The sequence below is a fragment of the Wolinella succinogenes DSM 1740 genome (genome assembly GCF_000196135.1).
Taxonomy (GTDB): Bacteria; Campylobacterota; Campylobacteria; order Campylobacterales; family Helicobacteraceae; genus Wolinella; species Wolinella succinogenes.
The window spans coordinates 55,667-73,667 of the sequence record NC_005090.1 but is presented as its reverse complement, the minus strand read 5'-3'; the positions used below and the strand labels follow the sequence as shown (position 1 = coordinate 73,667).

Genomic DNA, 18,001 nt, shown 5'->3' with positions numbered 1-18,001 from the left:
CTGTATTATAATAAAAAGAGTTTAATCCTCCACCCCATAGAGGCTTTGCATGAAAAAAGAGCAGCTCAAAAGTGCCTTCAGGACCCTCGCCCTCAAAGGCCTCAAAAAGGCCGCCCTCTCTCCCTCTAAAAGGGCGCTAGACGCCAAGGTCAACCATGCCTTAAAAACTCTCCTAAAAGAGCTTGATCCCCATTCGATTCTCTTTTTTTATCCCTTGCCCCTAGAGCCAGACATTCGCCCCACCATCGCTCTTTTTCGCCGCCAAAAGCGCGTGCGCCTTTATCTTCCCTTTATGCAAGATGTCAGCTTTAAGATGGTACCATTGAGGTTGCCGCTTTTCACTAAAAAATTCGGCGTAAAAGAGCCTTCTTTCTCACATTTTAATCATCACAGGGTTGAAGTCGTCGTGGTTCCGATAGTCGGGACTGACCGAAGTTTACGAAGAATAGGCTACGGAAAGGGGATGTATGATCGATTCTTCTCCCGCCTCCAGAACAAACCAATCACTATTTTCATTGCCCGTAGCCTCTTTTTTTCTCCCCAGATTATCACGCAAGGATATGACGTTCAAGCCGACATAATCATCACCGGCGATGGAGCCCTTTTAAAGGGTAATCAACATGATAGAGTGGACTATATTAAGCTCCCTCGCCTCCGCGCTCTTAGCAGGGGGCGGAACCTACCTTGTTTACAAAAAGGTAAGCAATGCTAACTACAAGATTCATCTTGAAAAGGCCAAAGCTAGGGCAAGAGCGATAGAGCATGAAGCGGAGATGATTCTCCAAGAGGCAAAGATTCGCGCCAAAGAGCTAGAGATTGGCGCCAAAAGCAAATATGAAAACGAGACCTCCAAGGTCATCAAGGAGTACGAGAGCTATCTCATCAAGCTAGAGAAACAAGAGGCAAAAAATCAACAACGCCTAGAGCGTGAAACGCAACAGCTTGAAGAGGAGCGGCGAAGAATCAATCACAAGCAAGCCTCTCTCTCTGGCATGATTGAAGAGCTAGAGAAGCTCAAGGGCGACTACAGGTCAAAACTCACCGAATCGCTAGAGATTCTCTCTCGCGTTGCAGGCCTCACCCAGGAAGAGGCTAAAGAGCTTGCCCTTGCCAAAGCCACCGAAGAATCAAGAGCGCAGATCGCGCAGATCGTACGAAAATATGAGAGCGAGGCCAAAGAAGAGGGGCGCAAGCGCGCCAACTATATTTTGGCACAGGCAACCACCCGCTTTGCTGGAGAGTTTGCCGCTGAGCGCCTCATCAATGTGGTGAATCTCCCCAATGATGAACTCAAAGGACGCATCATTGGGAAAGAGGGGCGCAACATCAAGACCCTCGAAATGCTCTCAGGCGTGGATGTAATCATCGATGATACTCCTGGGGCGATCGTGCTTAGCAGCTTCAACCTCTATCGGCGCGCCATCGCCACTCGCACCATTGAGGCGTTGGTGGAAGATGGAAGAATCCAGCCTGCTCGAATCGAAGAGGTCTATAAAAAAGTAGAACAAGAGTTTGAAGAGAAGGTCCTCGAAGAGGGTGAGGGTATTGTTTTGGATATGGAGCTTGGCTATGTTCACCCCGAACTCAAAAAGCTCATTGGCCGCCTCAAATATCGCGCCAGCTATGGGCAAAATGCCCTAGGCCACTCCCTCGAAGTCGCTAACCTCGCTGGTGTGATCGCTGGAGAGCTTGGAGGTGATGTGAAACTCGCCAAAAGGGCAGGTTTGTTGCATGACATTGGCAAGGCTCTAACCCATGACTTTGGCGGAAGCCATGTCGACTTGGGCGCGGAGGTGTGCAGTCGCTACAAAGAGCACCCCGTGGTGATCAACGCCATCTTTGCCCACCATGGTCACGAAGAGGCCAAGAGCATCGAGAGTGCCGCTGTCTGCGCGGCTGATGCCCTCTCAGCGGCTAGACCTGGAGCTAGACGCGAGGTGCTAGAGAGCTTCCTTAAGCGTGTTCAAGAGATTGAAAAGATTGCGATGGAGAAGCTGGGTGTGCGCCAAGCCTACGCGATTAATGCAGGAAGAGAGGTTCGAGTCATCGTCAACGCCGACCTCATCAACGATGAAGAGAGCGTTTTGCTTGCCCAAGAGATCGCCAAAGAGATTGAGACCAAAGTCCAATATCCAGGCGAAATCAAAGTGAGCGTGATTCGTGAGGTTCGGGCAGTGGAGTTTGCGAAGTAGCCCTCTTAAGAGAGGGCTTTTCTCAGCCTCACCCCCGCCTCCCCGTCAGGATAATATCCCTCCAGCCGCTTCCAAAGCTCAAAGCCCGCCTTTTCATAGAGAATCCTCGCCCTTTGGTTGCTCTCTCGCACCTCCAGGGTCACCTCTTTTTTGCCAAGCCTCATCGCCTCTTCCATGACTCCCTCTAAAAGCCTTTTGCCCACCCCTTGATGGCGATACTCAATCCCTACGGCCAGTGAATAGAGCCGAAGACTTTTAGGACGAAGAAGGCCTAGGGCATACCCCAAAACCCATCCCTCTTCATAGGCAAGAAAGAGGGGGTTTTCTCGCTTGATGTGGTAGAGGAAATTGGCACGACTCAAAGGATAGTCGCTCGCGCTAAAAGATTCCTGCTCTAGACGCTCTAGCGCTGGCAAATCCTCGCGCGAAGCTCTTTTTAAAGAGATCATTTTTGGTAAAGAGTGTATTTAGGAATGAGGCGTTCAGGACGATAGGACATCTTCACTTTTTTGAGATTCTCAAAGCCCATGTCATCGCCTACATTGATATGTTCCACACGGAATTCATTCTTAAGGAGCTTGCAAAACTCTCTAAAGATAAACTGTGCGCATCCTAGAACCTCAAAATCGGTCTTCTCCACAAGGATACTGGCGGTGCTCTCATCGATTTTTTCGCCCACCGTGAAACCTTTGAGATCCTCTTTAATATAGATCACAATCCCCAAAAGCTCCAGCTCCGAGTAATCTTTGAGCATTCGTTTGATAGCGAGTCTCTCTTGATAGATTCCATCCAAAAAGATATCCGCTTCCTCTTTGGGCATATATTTGATTCGATCCCCCACCCACTTGTTGAAAAGTAGCGTGATCTCCTCTTCATGCTTGCGACTATCAAGTCGCTCGATTCGAAAATCAGGGTTGGCATTTTTAAACTTATTGATCTCATTGCGCTTGGCGTGAAAAGCGTTTCCTTTGAGCTCAATCAAATCATCACACCGATAGACATAATCAACCAGCTTCTTCTCCACCACATAGCTCTCCATCGAATCAAAGAGCATAGCGCCCTCCTCGATATAATTCATGAAGCCCTCTAGAATAGTCTCGTGAACATATTCGATCTTGGAGTAGTAGTTAGAAGAGTTGTTTTGATTCATGATATCAAAACATTTAAAGATGGCTCGATAGACATTTTCACTCCTCCCTAAAGGCGGCAGAAGCATGGAGAGCTCGCTTCCATTCAACACAAAGAGACAAAAAGTGTCATCAATAATAGTGAAAAAACCGCTAGATTTGGAGAGCCAGATATAGTTGGCAGCAAAGGTGTAGTCGCTGACATCGACATGCACCTCTTGGAGGTAGCGCTCCATCTTCTCTTTGGCGGAGAGGTCGAAGTGCTTGAGTTTGTGGCTAAGAATCGTGAGTGCGGACATATTCCCACCTCTTTTTCTTGAGCGTCTTTAGGGGGCGCTGGATTTAAGCGGTGGGATTATACTCCTTTTTTACCAGTTCAAGACCTCTTTTTTGATTTTGTTGAGCGCCTCAATGTGCTCTTTGAGCTTGGCGACCTCTGTGTCGATCTGCTGGAGATTCCAGACCCCTAGATGCTCAGGCATATCCATCGATCCGCGCTTGATCATGATATAGTCCACAAAAGAGATTTTTGCCATGTTAAGCAATATCTCAATCTCTTCTCTTGAAGCTTCGATTCCTCGCAAAATAAGATCTATCTTCTCAAACATCAATCGCTCCTCTCTCTCACTTGATTCCCGCCTCAATCAGCTTGTGGAGATGAACAGCTCCCTTCACGCGCTTCTCTTTGTCGGTGATGACAAGCAGTTGGATTTTGTTCTCCTCAATATAGCGTAAAATTTCGCTAGCGAGAATAGTTTCATCGTCACAATACTTAGGATTCTTTGTCGCATAATCAATCGCTTTAGCGGAGAGATTAAACTCTTCTCTCATCATTGCACGCCGTAAATCCCCATCACTAAGCACTCCAGTGAGTCGCCCCTCCTCATCAACAATGATCGCATTCCCCAATCGACCATCACTCATCTTCACGATCGCCTCTTTGAGCGGAAGATGAGGAGGGATGAGAGGAAGGTTTTCACTCTGCATCAAATCGGTCACTTTCACAAAGAGGCGCCGCCCCAAAGAGCCCCCCGGGTGAAAAGAGGCAAAATCACACTCCTTGAATCCTCGCCTCTCCATAAGACAGACCGCAAGCGCATCACCTAGTGCAAGCGTGAGCGTGGTGGAGCAGGTAGGGGCAGCATTGAGCGGACAAGCCTCGCGCTCAATCCAAATGGAGATAAAGGCATCGCCGACTTTAGAGAGTGAGCTTTGCGGATTTTGACTCATCGTAATGAGGGGAATCCCAAAGCGCTTTAGATGGGGGAGAATCGCCACCAACTCACCGCTTTCGCCGCTATAGCTGATCGCCAACACTACATCTTCTTTGCCAATCATTCCCAAATCGCCATGCATCGCCTCAGTGGGATGAATAAAAAAGCTCGGAGTCCCCGTACTCGCCAGCGTAGCGGCGATCTTGGCACCAATAAGCCCCGATTTGCCCACCCCCATGATGATCACCTTGCCTCGGCAGAACTGCATCAGATCAAGCGCCTTGCTAAAGTCTGTGGAGATTCCCTCTGCCGCCCTTAGCATCTCTTGAGCTTCTAACTGCAAAACCGCCTTGGCCTGCTTGATATCATCGATGTTCAAATCTCACTCCTTACACGAAAAAGATAGTGGGCACAATCATGGGGTATTTTTTGGTTTTTCGGAAAATATGCTTTCGTACCACTTGACGAATCTCATTTTCCGCGGCTCGTGAGCTTTGCAAAAACTCTTTTTTACAGTTTTTAAGGAAATGCTCTAGCACCTCTTCCATCTCTTTGGCAAAAGCTCGAGACTCGCGATCACCCACAATTCCAAAGCTAGTCACCCTCGGCTTGTCAATCACCTTTTGCTGCGCGGGGGAGACTTGGGCGATGATGGAGACGATACCATCGGTGGCAAGCTTTTGACGATCCAACACGACATCATTGTCAATCTGCTTATTGATTTGATTGTCGATAAAGACTTTGCCCGTCTTCACGCTACGGACTTTGCGAATGTAGGTTGGGGCCACTTCGATTTGATCCCCATCCTCCATGAGCAAAATATTCTTCTCTGGGATTCCACATCTCATTGCCGTGTCTTTATGTTTGACGAGGTGGTTATACTCTCCGTGCACAGGCAAGAAGAATTTGGGCTTGACCAATCTTAGCATCAACTTTTGCTCCTCTTGAGCGGCGTGTCCGCTCACATGGATCTCGCTAAAATCTTGGTAGGCAACTTTAGCGCCCGCCTTAAGGAGGAAGTTGAGCACCGAAGAGACGGAGGCTTCATTCCCTGGAATCGCCTTGGCTGAGAGAATGATCGTATCCGTGGGCTTAATCTTGATATGGCGATGCTCATCGGTTGCCATACGATAGAGAGCGCTCATGGTCTCCCCTTGACTTCCTGTGGTCACAATAAGCACCTCTTTGTCCGCGTATTTAGCCACTTCGTGTGCATCAATAAAGACATTTTGAGGAATAGAGATATAGCCTAGTTCTCTGGAGATTTCAAGGTTTTTCTCCATGGAGCGACCGATCACCGCCACTTTACGACCATATTTGATTCCATGCTGAATCGCCTGATAGACGCGGTGTATGTTAGAAGAGAAGGTGGACATGATCACTCGCCCCTCAGCCGACATAAAGAGCTTATCAAAAGTGGGTCCTACGGTCGCTTCGCTTTCGGTATGCCCAGGGCGATGAGAGTTCGTCGAATCGCTTAGCATTAGCATCACTCCCTCTTCGCCATAGTGAGCCAGACGATGCAAATCAGCCGCAAAGCCATCAATAGGAGTGTGATCGATCTTAAAATCTCCCGTATGAATGATGGTTCCCGCCTCGGTTTTGATCGCCAAAGAAGAGGCATCAATGATGGAGTGTGTCATATGAATCCACTCCACCTCAAAATCGCCGATTTTGATCGGTTTACGCTTCTCCACCACACGGAAAAGTGAACGGAATCGCTTAAGTCCATGCTCATCAAATTTACTTCCGATCATCCCCAAAGGCAGCGGGGTTCCATAAAGGGGAAATTGCATCTGCTTATAAAGATAGGGCACCGCTCCGATGTGATCCTCGTGGGCGTGAGTGATCACCACTCCTGCGATTTTATGCTTGATTGCCTCAAGATAGCTAAAATCAGGCACCAAAATATCAACGCCATGCATCTCATCATCAGGGAAGCTCATGCCCACATCCACAACGATAGCACTATTTTCGGTCTCAATGACGGTGATATTCCCGCCAATCTCTCCCAAGCCTCCAAGAGGAGTGATTCTCACTTTGGCTTTGGTTTGCAAATCAAGCTTATGATGGGGATTAAGACGGCTCTTCTGGATGCGGTCATTCACCTCCACGCCACGCTTTAAGTCTTTATAAAACCCCGCGTTAGCCCCTTGATTTTGGGAATGATTCCTCTCGCCCCTATCGCGGCGCTCCCCATTCCCCTCTTGCCCCTCTGGCTGAGGATTTTCGCCACTGGGCCGTTCACCATTGGGCTGATCGGGTCTAGGTGTCCTAGAGCGATTGCGCCCTCCTCGTCTTCGGGGGCGACTTCTCTGCTCCTGCCCCTCCTTGCGAGGCTCTGCAGGAGCTCCCGCTCCCTCTTCTCTTCGGGGTTCCCTAGGCTCCCTAGGCTCCTCTCGCTCAGGATTACTTGATCTGTTCTTCTCTTCCATTATGGTTTCCGCCTTTATTCAAAATTTTCAAAAGTCGGTGATAATGGGATGTCTCTAGCTCATGGGCGCGCGCCTCTTCTTTGAGATTCAAAGCGCCAAAAGCCTCCTTTAATCGTGAAGTTTCATAGCCTGAGGCTAGATTCTTTAACACCTTTTTGCGAGGAGCGGAGAACGCCAGCCGCAGCAGCTCTTCCAATCCTTCGGCAACCTCTCCATGGTGTTTCACAACACGAAACACAGCCGAGGTCACTTTGGGTGCAGGTTCAAAGGCTTGAGGAGGAACCTCAAAAAGAAGCTCCGATTCCCCATAACTCTCCGTGATTACAGAGAGAGCAGAGAAGTCACTCTCGCCGCTTCGGGCACAGAACTTCTCTGCAACCTCTTTTTGAACCATCACGACCAAAGAGTGGCACATCGGATCTTTAAGGGCTTTGAGGATAATCGCCGTAGCTACATAATAGGGGAGATTGGAAACAAGCACGTAGGGTCTTGGGATAAGACTCCTCTTCTCTCTCCACTCCTCCATCACATCGCCAAAGCGAATCTCAAAGCGTCCGATGGACAACTCTTTTTGGAATCTTTTTTCTAGATGCGGACGCAAATCCGTATCCACTTCAAAAGCTAAAACATCCCAAAAGCCAAGCAGCTTATTGGTTAAATCACCCAATCCAGGCCCGACCTCAACCACGCCCACTTTGCGTGCCTCTTCGGGAATCGATTCGATGATTTGATGGAGATAGTGCTCATCTTTAAGGAAGTTTTGTCCGAACTGTTTTTTCGCCTTATGCGTGATAGGAAACCCTTTCTTCTGATGAACTCAAACCCAACAGGAAATCTCTCGATTGTAGCACAACAAGTCGCTTTTTCTTCTTAAATTCAGGGCTTTTTTTCTATCCTTGGGCTATGATTCCCCTCCAAATCCTAGACTCTCTGGGGACTCTTTCGGGGGTTACCCATGAGGCATCAACGCTAAAAGGAGCTCCACCCATGAATCCACTCGCCAAACGCATCATTCCCTGTCTTGATATCAAAGAGGGTCGAGTCGTGAAAGGAGTCAATTTCCTTGGATTGAGGGATGCGGGAGACCCAGTTGAAGTGGCTAGGCGATACAATGAAGAGGGGGCAGACGAGATCGCCTTCCTCGACATCACTGCCACTCACGAGAGGCGTGACACGATGTGTGATATTGTAAGGGCGGTTGCCAAAGAGGTCTTTATCCCATTGACCGTTGGAGGAGGCATCCGCAAACTTGAAGATATGTACACACTTCTTAACGCGGGTTGCGACAAAGTGAGCATTAACTCCTCGGCCATCAAGAATCCTTCGCTTATTGACGAAGGGGCGAAGCGTTTTGGGAGCCAATGCATTGTTGTAGCCATTGATGCCAAGTCTAGGGCGGATAAGAGTGGCTGGAATGTCTATATTAATGGCGGAAGAATCGACACAGGAATCGATCTTCTTGAATGGACTAAAGAGGTCTATGAGCGAGGCGCAGGAGAGATTCTCCTCACTAGCATGGATGCCGATGGAACAAAGGCAGGCTATGACTGTGAACAGCTCCAGACACTCTCCAAGCTAGTCGATATCCCCCTGATTGCTAGCGGCGGAGCAGGCACAATGGAGCATATCAAAGAGGCGTTTTTGAGTGGAGCCGATGCCGCCCTTGCTGCGACCATTTTTCACTACAAAGAGATTGATATCATGGATCTCAAGCGCTATCTTCGCTCCGAGGGAATCGAGGTGAGACTCTAATGTTTGTCTGTACTGGCTCCATGGAAAGTTTTTCTTTTGCCAAACCCGTAGGAATTGGACTCATTCAGAGTGCTATTGGGCTGACTCAGTTGGTGCTAGAGAAGAATCCTTCTTGGCTCATTTTTATCGGAACCGCAGGAAGTTACGATCCTGACACACCCCTGCTCTCCATCAAAGAGAGTGTCGCCGCCTCACAAATCGAGCTCTCCTGTTTGGAGAATCACTCCTATACCCCTCTGGATAATGTTACCTCTTTAGAAGATGTTTCACATGAAACAATCTCACCCCTGATTGTCAACTCTAGCAACTACATCACTACCAATGCGCGACTGGGTAGGCGTCTACATGAGATGGGAATCTCCCTAGAAAACATGGAATTTTACGCCCTCTTGGAGGTGGCAAAGCACTTTCACCTAAGCGCTAAAGGAATTTTTTGCATCACCAATTACACCAACGAAAAAGCTCACGAGAGCTTCATTGCCCATCACCAAGAGGCACTTCAGCGCCTCGAATCTTATGTGAGAGAACGCTATGCTCAATATTTATGACTACACCCTAGAGGAGCTTAAGAGGCGCCTTCATCCTCCTTTTCGTGCAAAACAGCTCTACCATTGGCTCTACCACCGATATGAAGAGGAATTTGAGAAGATGCACAACCTCTCCAAAGAGATTCGCCAAAAGCTCACCCAAGACTACTCCGCCACTCTCACAAAAGTGGTTAGAGAAGAGGTGAGCGAGGATGGCAGCCGAAAATACCTTTTCCAAACCCACGATGGGCTCACTTACGAAGCCGTTCTCCTTAAGATGAAAGAGAAAAAAGAGGATGAAGAGGGACGAATCGTCGAAGGAGAAAAATACACTATCTGCGTCTCTTCTCAAGTGGGATGCAAGGTGGGATGCAGTTTCTGCTTCACGGCCAAGGGAGGATTCGTAAGGAATCTAAGTGCGGGAGAGATCGTCTATCAAATCGTCGCCCTCAAGCGTCTCAATGCTTTGGCTCCCGAAAAACGAGTCAATATTGTCTATATGGGGATGGGCGAGCCGCTGGATAACTTCGAAAACCTCATCCAAGCCATTCGCATTCTCTCAGAACTTGATGGCCTCTCCATCTCAACCAAAAGACAAACCATCTCCACTAGCGGAATCGCCCCCAAGATTGAAAAATTAGGTGCACTTGACCTAGGAGTGCAACTCGCCATCTCTCTTCATGCAGTCGATGATGAGTTGCGAACGCGCCTCATCCCCATGAATAAAGCCTACAATATCGCCAGTATTATTGAGGCCGTGAGGCGATTCCCCATCGACAGTCGCAAGCGTGTGATGTTTGAGTATCTTGTTATCAAAGGAGTAAACGACGATGAAAAGAGCGCCAAAACCCTACTCAAGCTACTCAATGGAATCAAGTCCAAAGTGAATCTAATCTACTTCAATCCCCACGAAGGGAGCGAATTTGAACGCCCGCTTGAATCCAAGATGGTCGCTTTTCAAAAGTATTTGACCGATCGAGGATTGCTTTGCACGATTCGAGAATCCAAAGGAATCGATATCAGCGCCGCCTGTGGGCAATTGAGAGAGAAAATCATCAAGGAGGAAAATTGTGGGAATCGTTGATTGGAGCCTAACCATCTTTTTAGCATTAGTGGTCATTATTGGCATGGGAGCCTTCCTCTATTATGCCTACAAGTGATCCCCGCACCCTATTCGTCCACATCTGCTGCAGTGTGGACAGTCATCATTTTTTAAGCGAACTTCGCGCCCTACTTCCCGAAACCAAATTGATTGCCTATTTCTACAACCCCAATATCCACCCCGAAGAGGAGTATCAGCTTCGCCTCATGGATGTCAGACGAAGCTCTCAATTGCTAGGAATTCCCCTTCTAGAAGAATCTTATGACCCCAAAAATTGGCTGCATGAAAGCATTGGAATGGAACACTGTCCCGAAAAGGGTGAGCGTTGCAGTTTCTGCTTCGACTTCCGCCTCAACCGATCCGCACAAAAAGCACTTGAACTTGGATGCGACTCCTTCACCACCACCTTGCTTGCCAGCCCCATGAAATCCATTCCCCAACTTTTCTCTCAAGGAAAAGAGCTAGAGCAAACATGGGGGATTCGTTTCTATCCTCTAGACACTCGATCTCACGGAGGAAGTGCACGCCAACAGCAGCTTGCCAAAGCCAGCCACCTCTATCGCCAAAATTACTGCGGATGCCTCTACGCACTCAAAGCCCAGCGAGAACAACTCCAAAAACGCCCCCTAGAGCTTCTCTCTCCCCTCAGCCCTCAAAGAGCCAAAGAGGGAATCTTTGCCCAAAGGCGTCACGCTTTAGAGAGGCGAGATTTTTTTGAAAAGAGTGGGCAGCCCTACTTCTTTGGCAAAGAGAAGAGAATCTTTTGGCAAAATCTCTTCACGCGTTTCCAAGATTCTAAAGGAGCATCGATTCCCTGCCATGCTCTCGCTCCCTCTCTCCTCTCTCGCCCCCTCTCTCTTAGAGTTGAACTCCACCATAAAGGAATGGCCTACTTTGACAAAGAGGGAGTAAGAGCGATGGATCTAAAGCTTTGGAGACGACTCACCCTCCAAAAACAGAGCTCCATCCAAGAGCTCATCTACCACCCGCTCTCCATCAAAGAGGAGCTACGACTAAGAGAAGAGCTCGGTGACTCTCCTCTTAGCACCTCACCCCTGCTTGTATTCAAAGAGCTTCCACCCCTAGGAGAGTCTTGCAAACTCACGATACACTCCCTTTGGCAAGAGGAAAGTGTCGAAAAGGTTTGGAAGCTTTAAGACGGCTTGTAAACTTTAGCTACTTTTTGTTAGAATCGAACCATTTAAAACGATTCCAACTCTCCCCGAAGGTTTTATATCATGCTATACGATGTGCAAAAGATTAAAGAGATTCTTCCCCATCGATTCCCTTTCTTATTGGTTGATCGAGTTACGGCACTCACCTCCGAAGAGAGCATCGAGGCCTACAAAAATATCACCATCAACGAAGAGGTGTTTCAAGGCCACTTCCCCATCAAGCCTGTCTATCCTGGCGTACTCGTCATTGAAGGTATGGCTCAAGCAGGAGGCGTGCTGGCTTTTGTAAGTATGTTTGGCGAAGAGGCGAGCAATCACGATGAAAAAATCGTCTACTTCATGAGTATTGACAAGGCAAAGTTTCGCGTGCCCGTCACCCCAGGAGATAAACTCGTCTATCGCCTCAATGTGCTTAAGCACAAAGGGAGCATTTGGATTCTCGAAGGACGCGCTTATGTTGATGACAAACTCGTCGCCGAAGCCGAACTCAAAGCCATGGTCGCTGACAAGGAAAAATGATCTTGAAAAAAATAGCTCCCACCGCCATCATAGAAGAGGGCGCCAAAATCGCTGACAATGTCGAAATCGGTCACTTTTGTGTTATTGGAGCCGATGTAGAGATCGGTGAAGGGACAAAAGTGCACAACCATGTCACCCTCGCAGGGAAAACCACAATCGGCAAGAATAACACCATATTTCCAGGAGCCGTCCTAGGAACTCAACCTCAAGATCTCAAATACGCGGGAGAGCAAACCGAGCTCATTATTGGGGATGGAAATCTCATCCGCGAGTTTGCCATGTTCAATCCAGGCACCGCAGGCGATCTTGGCAAAACCATCATCGGGAATCATAACCTCTTCATGGCCTATACTCACATCGCCCATGACTGTGTCGTAGGAGATCGTTGCATTCTTGCCAATGGAGCGACCCTTGGGGGGCACATCCATGTGGGCAATTTCGTCAATATTGGAGGACTCACCCCCGTGCACCAATTCGTCCACATCGGAGATTACGCCATGGTTGCCGGAGCCTCCGCGCTCTCCCAAGACATTCCCCCTTTTTGTATGGCTGAAGGAAATCGAGCCATCGTCCGTGGTCTCAATCGCCATCGCCTAAGACAGATCATGGATAGAGAATCGATTGATCGAATCTCCTCACTCTACAAGAGACTCTTCTCGGGTTCTGCTCCCCTCAAAGAGATTGCCCAAGCCGAACTAGAGAAAAATGCAGGACAAGATCCCAATGTCGAATATATGTGCCGCTTTATTTTAGAATCAAAAAGAGGCATCCCCTTTGCAAGGAACTCCAATGAATAGCCGACAATGCAGCTTCTGCCGCGCCAAAGAGACCAAAACCAATCCCCTCATCGCGGGCAACAGTGTCTATATTTGTAAAAATTGTGTCATCTCCGCCTATAAGATTCTCTTTGGAGAGATGGAACGAGAGAGCGATCCTCTGCCTGAAGAGGAAGAGGGTATAGACTACATCCCTACACCCAAAGAACTCAAAAGTGCTCTAGATGAATATGTCATCGGACAAGAGCGCGCCAAAAAAGTCTTCTCTGTAGCGGTCTATAACCACTACAAGCGAATCTTCAAAAAAGAGCTTCTTGAGGAGGAGGATGAGACTGAAATTTCCAAATCCAACATCCTTCTCATTGGGCCCACAGGAAGCGGCAAGACACTCATGGCGCAGACTTTAGCCCGATTCCTCAATGTTCCCATCGCCATCTGCGATGCCACCAGCCTCACGGAGGCAGGCTATGTGGGTGAAGATGTTGAAAATATCCTCACTCGACTCCTTCAAGCGGCCGAGGGTGATGTGAAAAAAGCAGAACGAGGAATCGTCTTTATCGATGAGATTGATAAAATCTCTCGCCTCTCGGAGAATCGCTCCATCACGCGAGATGTTTCAGGCGAGGGTGTCCAGCAAGCTCTTTTGAAGATCATCGAAGGGAGCGTGGTCAATGTCCCTCCCAAAGGGGGTCGCAAACACCCCAACCAAGATTTTGTCCAGATCGACACCAGCCAGATTCTATTCATCTGCGGTGGTGCTTTTGATGGCATGATCGAACTTATCAAACGAAGAATGGGGGGTAATAGCTTAGGCTTTCATGGAGACAAAAAGGGCAAAAGCGAAGAGAGTGCCTTGTTGCATCTTGTCGAGCCTGATGATTTGGTTAGTTATGGACTCATCCCCGAGCTCATCGGCCGCCTCCATGTCATCACCACGCTGGATGAGATCACCAAAGAGGCGATGCTAGAGATTCTCACCAAGCCCAAAAACGCCCTTGTTAAACAATATCAAAAACTCTTTACAATGGATGAAGCGGAGCTCTCTTTTGAGCCTGAGGCGCTCGAGGCGATCGCTGAGCTAGCCATCAAGCGAAAAACGGGTGCAAGAGGTTTGAGAGCCATCATTGAAGAAGTGACGCTTGATTTGATGTATGACCTTCCTGAGCTTAAAGAGTATGAGGTTATAATTACGAAAGAGTGCGTTGAGAATCGTGACGCCAAGCCCCTCCTCATCAAGAAGAAAAAAAACGGCAAAAAAAGCGCCTAAAAATCCCAACAACGAAGGCTTCAAGAAATGATACTAGATAAGATTATCGGCTGGTTTTCCCATGACATCTCCATTGACCTTGGCACCGCCAACACCATCGTGCTCGCCAAAGGACAGGGAATCATCATCAACGAGCCCTCGGTCGTTGCGGTGCAGACGGACAAGTATGGCAAAAGCAAAATTTTGGCGGTGGGCAAGGAAGCCAAAGAGATGGTTGGGAAAACCCCCGGCAGCATCCATGCTATCCGCCCCATGAAAGATGGCGTCATTGCGGACTTTGATATGACCGAGAAGATGATTCGCCACTTCATCGAAAAGGCACACAAACGCAAAGCCCTCATGCGCCCTCGTATTATCGTCTGCGTTCCGTATGGTCTCACAGGCGTTGAGCGAAAAGCGGTTCGAGAATCGGCTATGAGCGCTGGCGCTAGAGAGGTCTTCTTGATCGAAGAGCCCATGGCAGCGGCCATTGGTGCGGGACTACCCATCAAAGACCCCAAAGGAAGCTTGGTGGTCGATATTGGCGGAGGAACAACGGAAATTGGTGTGGTCTCTCTAGGGGGTCTTGTCATCAGCAAATCAATCCGAACCGCTGGAGACAAGCTTGATATGGCGGTTGTGGACTATGTGAAGCGCAAATACAACCTTCTCATCGGCGAAAGAACGGGCGAAGAGATCAAAATCCAAATCGGTTCAGCCATCAGCCTCGATGAGCCCCTCACCATGCAGGTCAAAGGGCGCGATCAGGTGAGCGGACTCCTCAATACCATTGAGCTCACCAGTGAAGATGTTCGCGAGGCAATGAAAGAGCCCCTCAAAGAGATTAGCGATAGCCTCAAGGATGTATTAGAGGTGATGCCCCCTGATCTGGCGGGCGATATTGTAGAGAATGGAATTGTCCTCACTGGCGGCGGAGCACTTATTCGAGGATTGGATAAATACCTCTCTGATATTGTCAAGCTCCCTGTCTATGTCGCCGAAGAGCCCCTATTAGCCGTCGCCAAGGGAACAGGCAAAGCCCTCGAAGAGATCGATCTACTCCAGCAACTAGCCTACGAATAAGTCTCCTTCGATGATCAAAAAGCCGCTACTTTGGTTGCTTTTCCTCGCGGGAGTCTTTATTGGCTCCCTCAAGCTTAGCGGCGAAATTCACCCCCGTCTTCTCTATCTCAGCGATGCCATCAAGGTGGGATTTCTTAACGCCAGCGAAGGAGTCATACGGCACGCTCGTCGACACTTTGACCAAGTCGAAGAGATCAAGCTCCTCACCAAAGAGTTGCATGATAAAGAGAAACTCCAAATGACCGTCATGGCACTCGATTCTGAGCTAAAAAGACTGCTCCGATTCCTTGCCTCCAATCTTGAGGTGCGCTATCCCGATTTTAAACTCGTCCGAACCCTCTCTTACGCCGAGATTGGAGACTACCACAAGGTATGGCTGGAGCACGACCTTTCTCTCTTCCCGCCCGAAAAGATCTTTGGACTCATCCAAAACGGCTTTGCCGCAGGCATCGTAACCAACCACAAAGGTCGCGCCATGGGTCTGCTCAATGGCGATGAAAGGTGTAGCTATAGCGTCTATGTGGGTGAGCTCAAAGCCCCCGGAATCATCAAAGCTCTAGGAGAAGGTCGAATCGTAGCGGACTTTATTCCCTCATGGCTTGACGTTAAAGAGGGCGACGAAGTCGTCACTAGCGGCCTAGATGGAATCTTTTTTGAAAACATCAAAGTGGGCAGAGTCACCTCCATCCGTCAAAGCCAAGGCTATTTAGTGGCAGAGATTCGTCCCTATGCCGATTCGCTCCACCCTCGATACTTTTGGCTCATCGACACCCCCCCCCAGCCTTAATCCAGACTTTATAGAAAATTTATTATCCTTTAGCGATTTTTCTCCATTTCGCGGCAAAGGTTCTTTGGATGAGAATCCTCCTACTAGAAGATGATCCCGAACAAAACCGAATCCTCAAAGAGTTTTTGACTCAAAAACAGTTTGTTGTCGACTCTTACCTTGATGGAAAAAGTGTCTTAGAGAATCTTGACCGTCCTTGGGAACTCTATATCCTTGATCTCAATGTTCCCTTTGTCAATGGACTAGAGCTCTTAGAGGAGATTCGCCGAATCGATCGCAAAACCCCCGCGATCATCATCAGTAGCGAAAATGACATTGACACTGTTTTAAAAAGCTTTGAGCGCGGATGCAACGACTTCCTTCGCAAGCCCTTTGACCCCAGAGAGCTCCTCGCACGTATTGCCTCCCATACCCAAAATCGCCCCTCTTGCTTCCTTATTGATAAACGCTATCGATTTGACTTAGGGGCGAAGCTTCTCTTTTGCGAAGAAGATATTGTGCCTCTCACGAAAAAAGAGTTAAGACTGCTTGAGATTTTAGCCCTTCACGAGGGAAGAGTGGCGAGCCTTGAAGAGATCACCAATCATGTCTGGGGATATTATCAAGAGGTGGATGGGACTTCATTGCGAGGGTTAGTGAGTCGATTGAGAAAGAAACTCCCTGCAGGAGTCATCAAAAATCACACTGATGTGGGGTATCAGCTAGAGGGGAGAGTGGAGCGCCCTTAAAGGCGCGCATCCACCATCTCTCGGTCGAGAATTCCCTTGATATCATAGATGACGCTGTCTTTGGCGCCAAAGGGTTTAATCTCCATCTCTCTAAACTCTTTATGACCTACCGCCATCACAATAGCGCCATAATTTCCCTTATGAAGCTCCGCTAGGCTTTTGAGCTCCACTCCATACTCATGCATTACCTCAGCCTTATCCGCCCAAGGATCGTAGATGTCAATCTCGCATCCAAACTCTTTAAGCTCTTTAATGATGTCAATCACTCGGCTATTGCGAATGTCAGGGCAGTTTTCCTTGAAGGTGATTCCCATCATTAGCACCCTTGTCCCCTCAATCTTTTGCCCCTTTTTGATCATCAACTTCACCACTTTATTGGCCACTACGATTCCCATATTATCGTTGATGTGACGACCTGCAAGAATCACTTGAGAGTGGTAGCCTAGACTCTCCGCCTTATGGGTGAGATAGTAGGGATCAACGCTGATGCAATGCCCTCCCACTAGACCTGGACGGAAGGGGAGAAAATTCCACTTGGTTCCCGCTGCCTCCAAGACATCAAGCGTGTCGATTCCCATCTTATCAAAGATAATGGAGAGCTCATTGACAAAGGCAATATTGATGTCGCGCTGGGAATTTTCAATCACTTTGGCCGCTTCGGCAACTTTGATGCAAGAGGCTTTATGGGTGCCTGCCTTGATGATGGAGCGATAGAGCGCGTCCACTTCATTGGCGATCTCTGGAGTGGAGCCGCTGGTGACCTTTTTAATCGTGGTGACACGATGCTCTTTATCACCCGGATTGATTCGCTCAGGCGAGTAACCGCAGAAGAAGTCAACATTGAACTTAAGACCGCTGAATCGCTCCAGCACAGGCACGCAATCCTCTTCGGTGCAACCAGGATAAACAGTGCTCTCATAAATGACAATATCACCCTTTTTGAGCACCTTGCCCACGCTCTCGCTCGCCTTGATCAAGGGGGTGAGGTCGGGTTTGTTGTATTGGTCAATGGGAGTGGGGACGGTGACGATAAAAATCTGCGCCTCTTTGATCTCCTCTAGATTGCAGCTATAATGAAGATTCTTCGACTCCAAAAGCTCCTCTTTCTCCACCTCCAAGGTTCGATCGTAGCCGCTTTTGAGCTCCTCTATTCGCGCTTTGTTGATGTCAAAACCCCAAACCTTATACTGTTTTCCAAATTCGACCGCCAAAGGCAAGCCTACATACCCAAGTCCAATGATCGCCAATGTTTTCATGATATTTTCCGTTCCTTATTCCAAGGGAGTTTCGTCACGCTCATTTTAATGCATCGTTTATATGAGTTGTTTTAAAATCACG

Annotated in this window: 19 protein-coding genes; 12 read left to right on the top strand and 7 right to left on the bottom strand. The window is 48.5% G+C overall.

The features are described from left to right. Positions 1-49 precede the first annotated feature (49 nt). Positions 50-712 carry a 5-formyltetrahydrofolate cyclo-ligase gene (locus WS_RS00345; RefSeq protein ID WP_011138041.1) on the top strand — a complete coding sequence of 221 codons (663 nt, stop codon included), beginning with the start codon at positions 50-52 and terminating at the stop codon, positions 710-712. Then, positions 621-2,192 carry a ribonuclease Y gene (gene rny / locus WS_RS00340; protein ID WP_041571662.1) on the top strand — a complete coding sequence of 524 codons (1,572 nt, stop codon included), beginning with the start codon at positions 621-623 and terminating at the stop codon, positions 2,190-2,192. Before WS_RS00345 ends, rny begins: the two co-directional genes overlap by 92 nt. Positions 2,193-2,197: 5 nt before the next feature. On the opposite strand, the gene rimI is transcribed toward rny, so the two are convergent. From rimI to rsmA, 6 genes are all read right to left on the bottom strand, one after another. Continuing rightward, on the bottom strand, positions 2,198-2,608 hold the full coding sequence (rimI, locus tag WS_RS00335) for a ribosomal protein S18-alanine N-acetyltransferase (RefSeq protein WP_011138039.1): 411 nt from the start codon (positions 2,606-2,608) through the stop codon (positions 2,198-2,200). Between the two features lie 29 nt (positions 2,609-2,637). Beyond that, a complete protein-coding gene (locus tag WS_RS00330) occupies positions 2,638-3,618 on the bottom strand; it encodes a DUF2156 domain-containing protein (RefSeq protein ID WP_011138038.1) in 981 nt (326 codons plus the stop codon). Positions 3,619-3,687: 69 nt separating this feature from the next. Then, a complete protein-coding gene (locus tag WS_RS00325) occupies positions 3,688-3,927 on the bottom strand; it encodes a DUF2443 domain-containing protein (RefSeq protein ID WP_011138037.1) in 240 nt (79 codons plus the stop codon). A gap of 16 nt (positions 3,928-3,943) precedes the next feature. Then, a complete protein-coding gene (locus WS_RS00320) occupies positions 3,944-4,912 on the bottom strand; it encodes a KpsF/GutQ family sugar-phosphate isomerase (RefSeq protein WP_011138036.1) in 969 nt (322 codons plus the stop codon). Between the two features lie 10 nt (positions 4,913-4,922). Then, complete coding sequence (locus WS_RS00315; protein WP_011138035.1) at positions 4,923-6,968, bottom strand: ribonuclease J; 2,046 nt, start codon at positions 6,966-6,968, stop codon at positions 4,923-4,925. Beyond that, entirely contained in the window at positions 6,943-7,761 is an 819-nt protein-coding gene (gene rsmA, locus WS_RS00310; protein ID WP_041571660.1) for a 16S rRNA (adenine(1518)-N(6)/adenine(1519)-N(6))-dimethyltransferase RsmA, read from the bottom strand. Before rsmA ends, WS_RS00315 begins: the two co-directional genes overlap by 26 nt. Positions 7,762-7,955: 194 nt before the next feature. On the opposite strand from rsmA, the gene hisF reads away from it, so the two are divergent. The 10 genes from hisF to WS_RS00260 all read left to right on the top strand — a co-directional run bounded on the left by hisF (position 7,956) and on the right by WS_RS00260 (position 16,663). Further along, the gene (gene hisF / locus WS_RS00305) at positions 7,956-8,720 is read left to right on the top strand and encodes an imidazole glycerol phosphate synthase subunit HisF (RefSeq protein WP_011138033.1); all 765 of its coding nucleotides are present in this window, start codon (positions 7,956-7,958) and stop codon (positions 8,718-8,720) included. Further along, positions 8,720-9,268, top strand: a complete 549-nt coding sequence (locus tag WS_RS00300; RefSeq protein ID WP_011138032.1) for a phosphorylase family protein — start codon at positions 8,720-8,722, stop codon at positions 9,266-9,268. The genes hisF and WS_RS00300 overlap by 1 nt, the downstream gene beginning before the upstream one ends. After that, entirely contained in the window at positions 9,252-10,331 is a 1,080-nt protein-coding gene (gene rlmN / locus WS_RS00295) for a dual-specificity RNA methyltransferase RlmN (RefSeq protein ID WP_011138031.1), read from the top strand. Before WS_RS00300 ends, rlmN begins: the two co-directional genes overlap by 17 nt. A 62-nt stretch (positions 10,332-10,393) precedes the next feature. Continuing rightward, positions 10,394-11,506 (top strand): epoxyqueuosine reductase QueH, encoded by a 1,113-nt coding sequence (locus WS_RS00290; RefSeq protein WP_011138030.1) that lies wholly within the window; start codon positions 10,394-10,396, stop codon positions 11,504-11,506. A gap of 81 nt (positions 11,507-11,587) precedes the next feature. Beyond that, on the top strand, positions 11,588-12,043 hold the full coding sequence (gene fabZ / locus WS_RS00285) for a 3-hydroxyacyl-ACP dehydratase FabZ (protein WP_011138029.1): 456 nt from the start codon (positions 11,588-11,590) through the stop codon (positions 12,041-12,043). Beyond that, a complete protein-coding gene (lpxA, locus tag WS_RS00280; protein WP_011138028.1) occupies positions 12,040-12,840 on the top strand; it encodes an acyl-ACP--UDP-N-acetylglucosamine O-acyltransferase in 801 nt (266 codons plus the stop codon). The genes fabZ and lpxA overlap by 4 nt, the downstream gene beginning before the upstream one ends. Beyond that, a complete protein-coding gene (clpX, locus tag WS_RS00275) occupies positions 12,833-14,086 on the top strand; it encodes an ATP-dependent protease ATP-binding subunit ClpX (protein ID WP_011138027.1) in 1,254 nt (417 codons plus the stop codon). Before lpxA ends, clpX begins: the two co-directional genes overlap by 8 nt. Positions 14,087-14,113: 27 nt before the next feature. Further along, positions 14,114-15,148: a rod shape-determining protein gene (locus WS_RS00270; RefSeq protein ID WP_011138026.1), complete on the top strand. Its 1,035-nt coding sequence runs from the start codon at positions 14,114-14,116 to the stop codon at positions 15,146-15,148. Between the two features lie 10 nt (positions 15,149-15,158). Then, the gene (gene mreC, locus WS_RS00265; RefSeq protein ID WP_011138025.1) at positions 15,159-15,935 is read left to right on the top strand and encodes a rod shape-determining protein MreC; all 777 of its coding nucleotides are present in this window, start codon (positions 15,159-15,161) and stop codon (positions 15,933-15,935) included. 68 nt (positions 15,936-16,003) lie between these two features. Further along, positions 16,004-16,663 carry a response regulator transcription factor gene (locus tag WS_RS00260; RefSeq protein ID WP_011138024.1) on the top strand — a complete coding sequence of 220 codons (660 nt, stop codon included), beginning with the start codon at positions 16,004-16,006 and terminating at the stop codon, positions 16,661-16,663. On the opposite strand, the gene tviB is transcribed toward WS_RS00260, so the two are convergent. After that, positions 16,660-17,919 carry a Vi polysaccharide biosynthesis UDP-N-acetylglucosamine C-6 dehydrogenase TviB gene (gene tviB, locus WS_RS00255; protein WP_011138023.1) on the bottom strand — a complete coding sequence of 420 codons (1,260 nt, stop codon included), beginning with the start codon at positions 17,917-17,919 and terminating at the stop codon, positions 16,660-16,662. The two genes, WS_RS00260 and tviB, sit on opposite strands and share 4 nt — an antisense overlap. Positions 17,920-18,001: the final 82 nt, after the last annotated feature.

Excerpts from the sequence above, each read along its gene's own strand:
- WS_RS00345 (WP_011138041.1), top strand. The coding sequence starts at position 50 with ATGAAAAAAGAGCAGCTCAAAAGTGCCTTCAGGACCCTCGCCCTCAAA.
- rny (WP_041571662.1), top strand. The coding sequence starts at position 621 with ATGATAGAGTGGACTATATTAAGCTCCCTCGCCTCCGCGCTCTTAGCA.
- WS_RS00330 (WP_011138038.1), bottom strand. The coding sequence starts at position 3,618 with ATGTCCGCACTCACGATTCTTAGCCACAAACTCAAGCACTTCGACCTC.
- WS_RS00325 (WP_011138037.1), bottom strand. The coding sequence starts at position 3,927 with ATGTTTGAGAAGATAGATCTTATTTTGCGAGGAATCGAAGCTTCAAGA.
- WS_RS00315 (WP_011138035.1), bottom strand. The coding sequence starts at position 6,968 with ATGGAAGAGAAGAACAGATCAAGTAATCCTGAGCGAGAGGAGCCTAGG.
- hisF (WP_011138033.1), top strand. The coding sequence starts at position 7,956 with ATGAATCCACTCGCCAAACGCATCATTCCCTGTCTTGATATCAAAGAG.
- WS_RS00300 (WP_011138032.1), top strand. The coding sequence starts at position 8,720 with ATGTTTGTCTGTACTGGCTCCATGGAAAGTTTTTCTTTTGCCAAACCC.
- rlmN (WP_011138031.1), top strand. The coding sequence starts at position 9,252 with ATGCTCAATATTTATGACTACACCCTAGAGGAGCTTAAGAGGCGCCTT.
- WS_RS00290 (WP_011138030.1), top strand. The coding sequence starts at position 10,394 with ATGCCTACAAGTGATCCCCGCACCCTATTCGTCCACATCTGCTGCAGT.
- fabZ (WP_011138029.1), top strand. The coding sequence starts at position 11,588 with ATGCTATACGATGTGCAAAAGATTAAAGAGATTCTTCCCCATCGATTC.
- lpxA (WP_011138028.1), top strand. The coding sequence starts at position 12,040 with ATGATCTTGAAAAAAATAGCTCCCACCGCCATCATAGAAGAGGGCGCC.
- clpX (WP_011138027.1), top strand. The coding sequence starts at position 12,833 with ATGAATAGCCGACAATGCAGCTTCTGCCGCGCCAAAGAGACCAAAACC.
- WS_RS00270 (WP_011138026.1), top strand. The coding sequence starts at position 14,114 with ATGATACTAGATAAGATTATCGGCTGGTTTTCCCATGACATCTCCATT.
- mreC (WP_011138025.1), top strand. The coding sequence starts at position 15,159 with ATGATCAAAAAGCCGCTACTTTGGTTGCTTTTCCTCGCGGGAGTCTTT.
- WS_RS00260 (WP_011138024.1), top strand. The coding sequence starts at position 16,004 with ATGAGAATCCTCCTACTAGAAGATGATCCCGAACAAAACCGAATCCTC.
- tviB (WP_011138023.1), bottom strand. The coding sequence starts at position 17,919 with ATGAAAACATTGGCGATCATTGGACTTGGGTATGTAGGCTTGCCTTTG.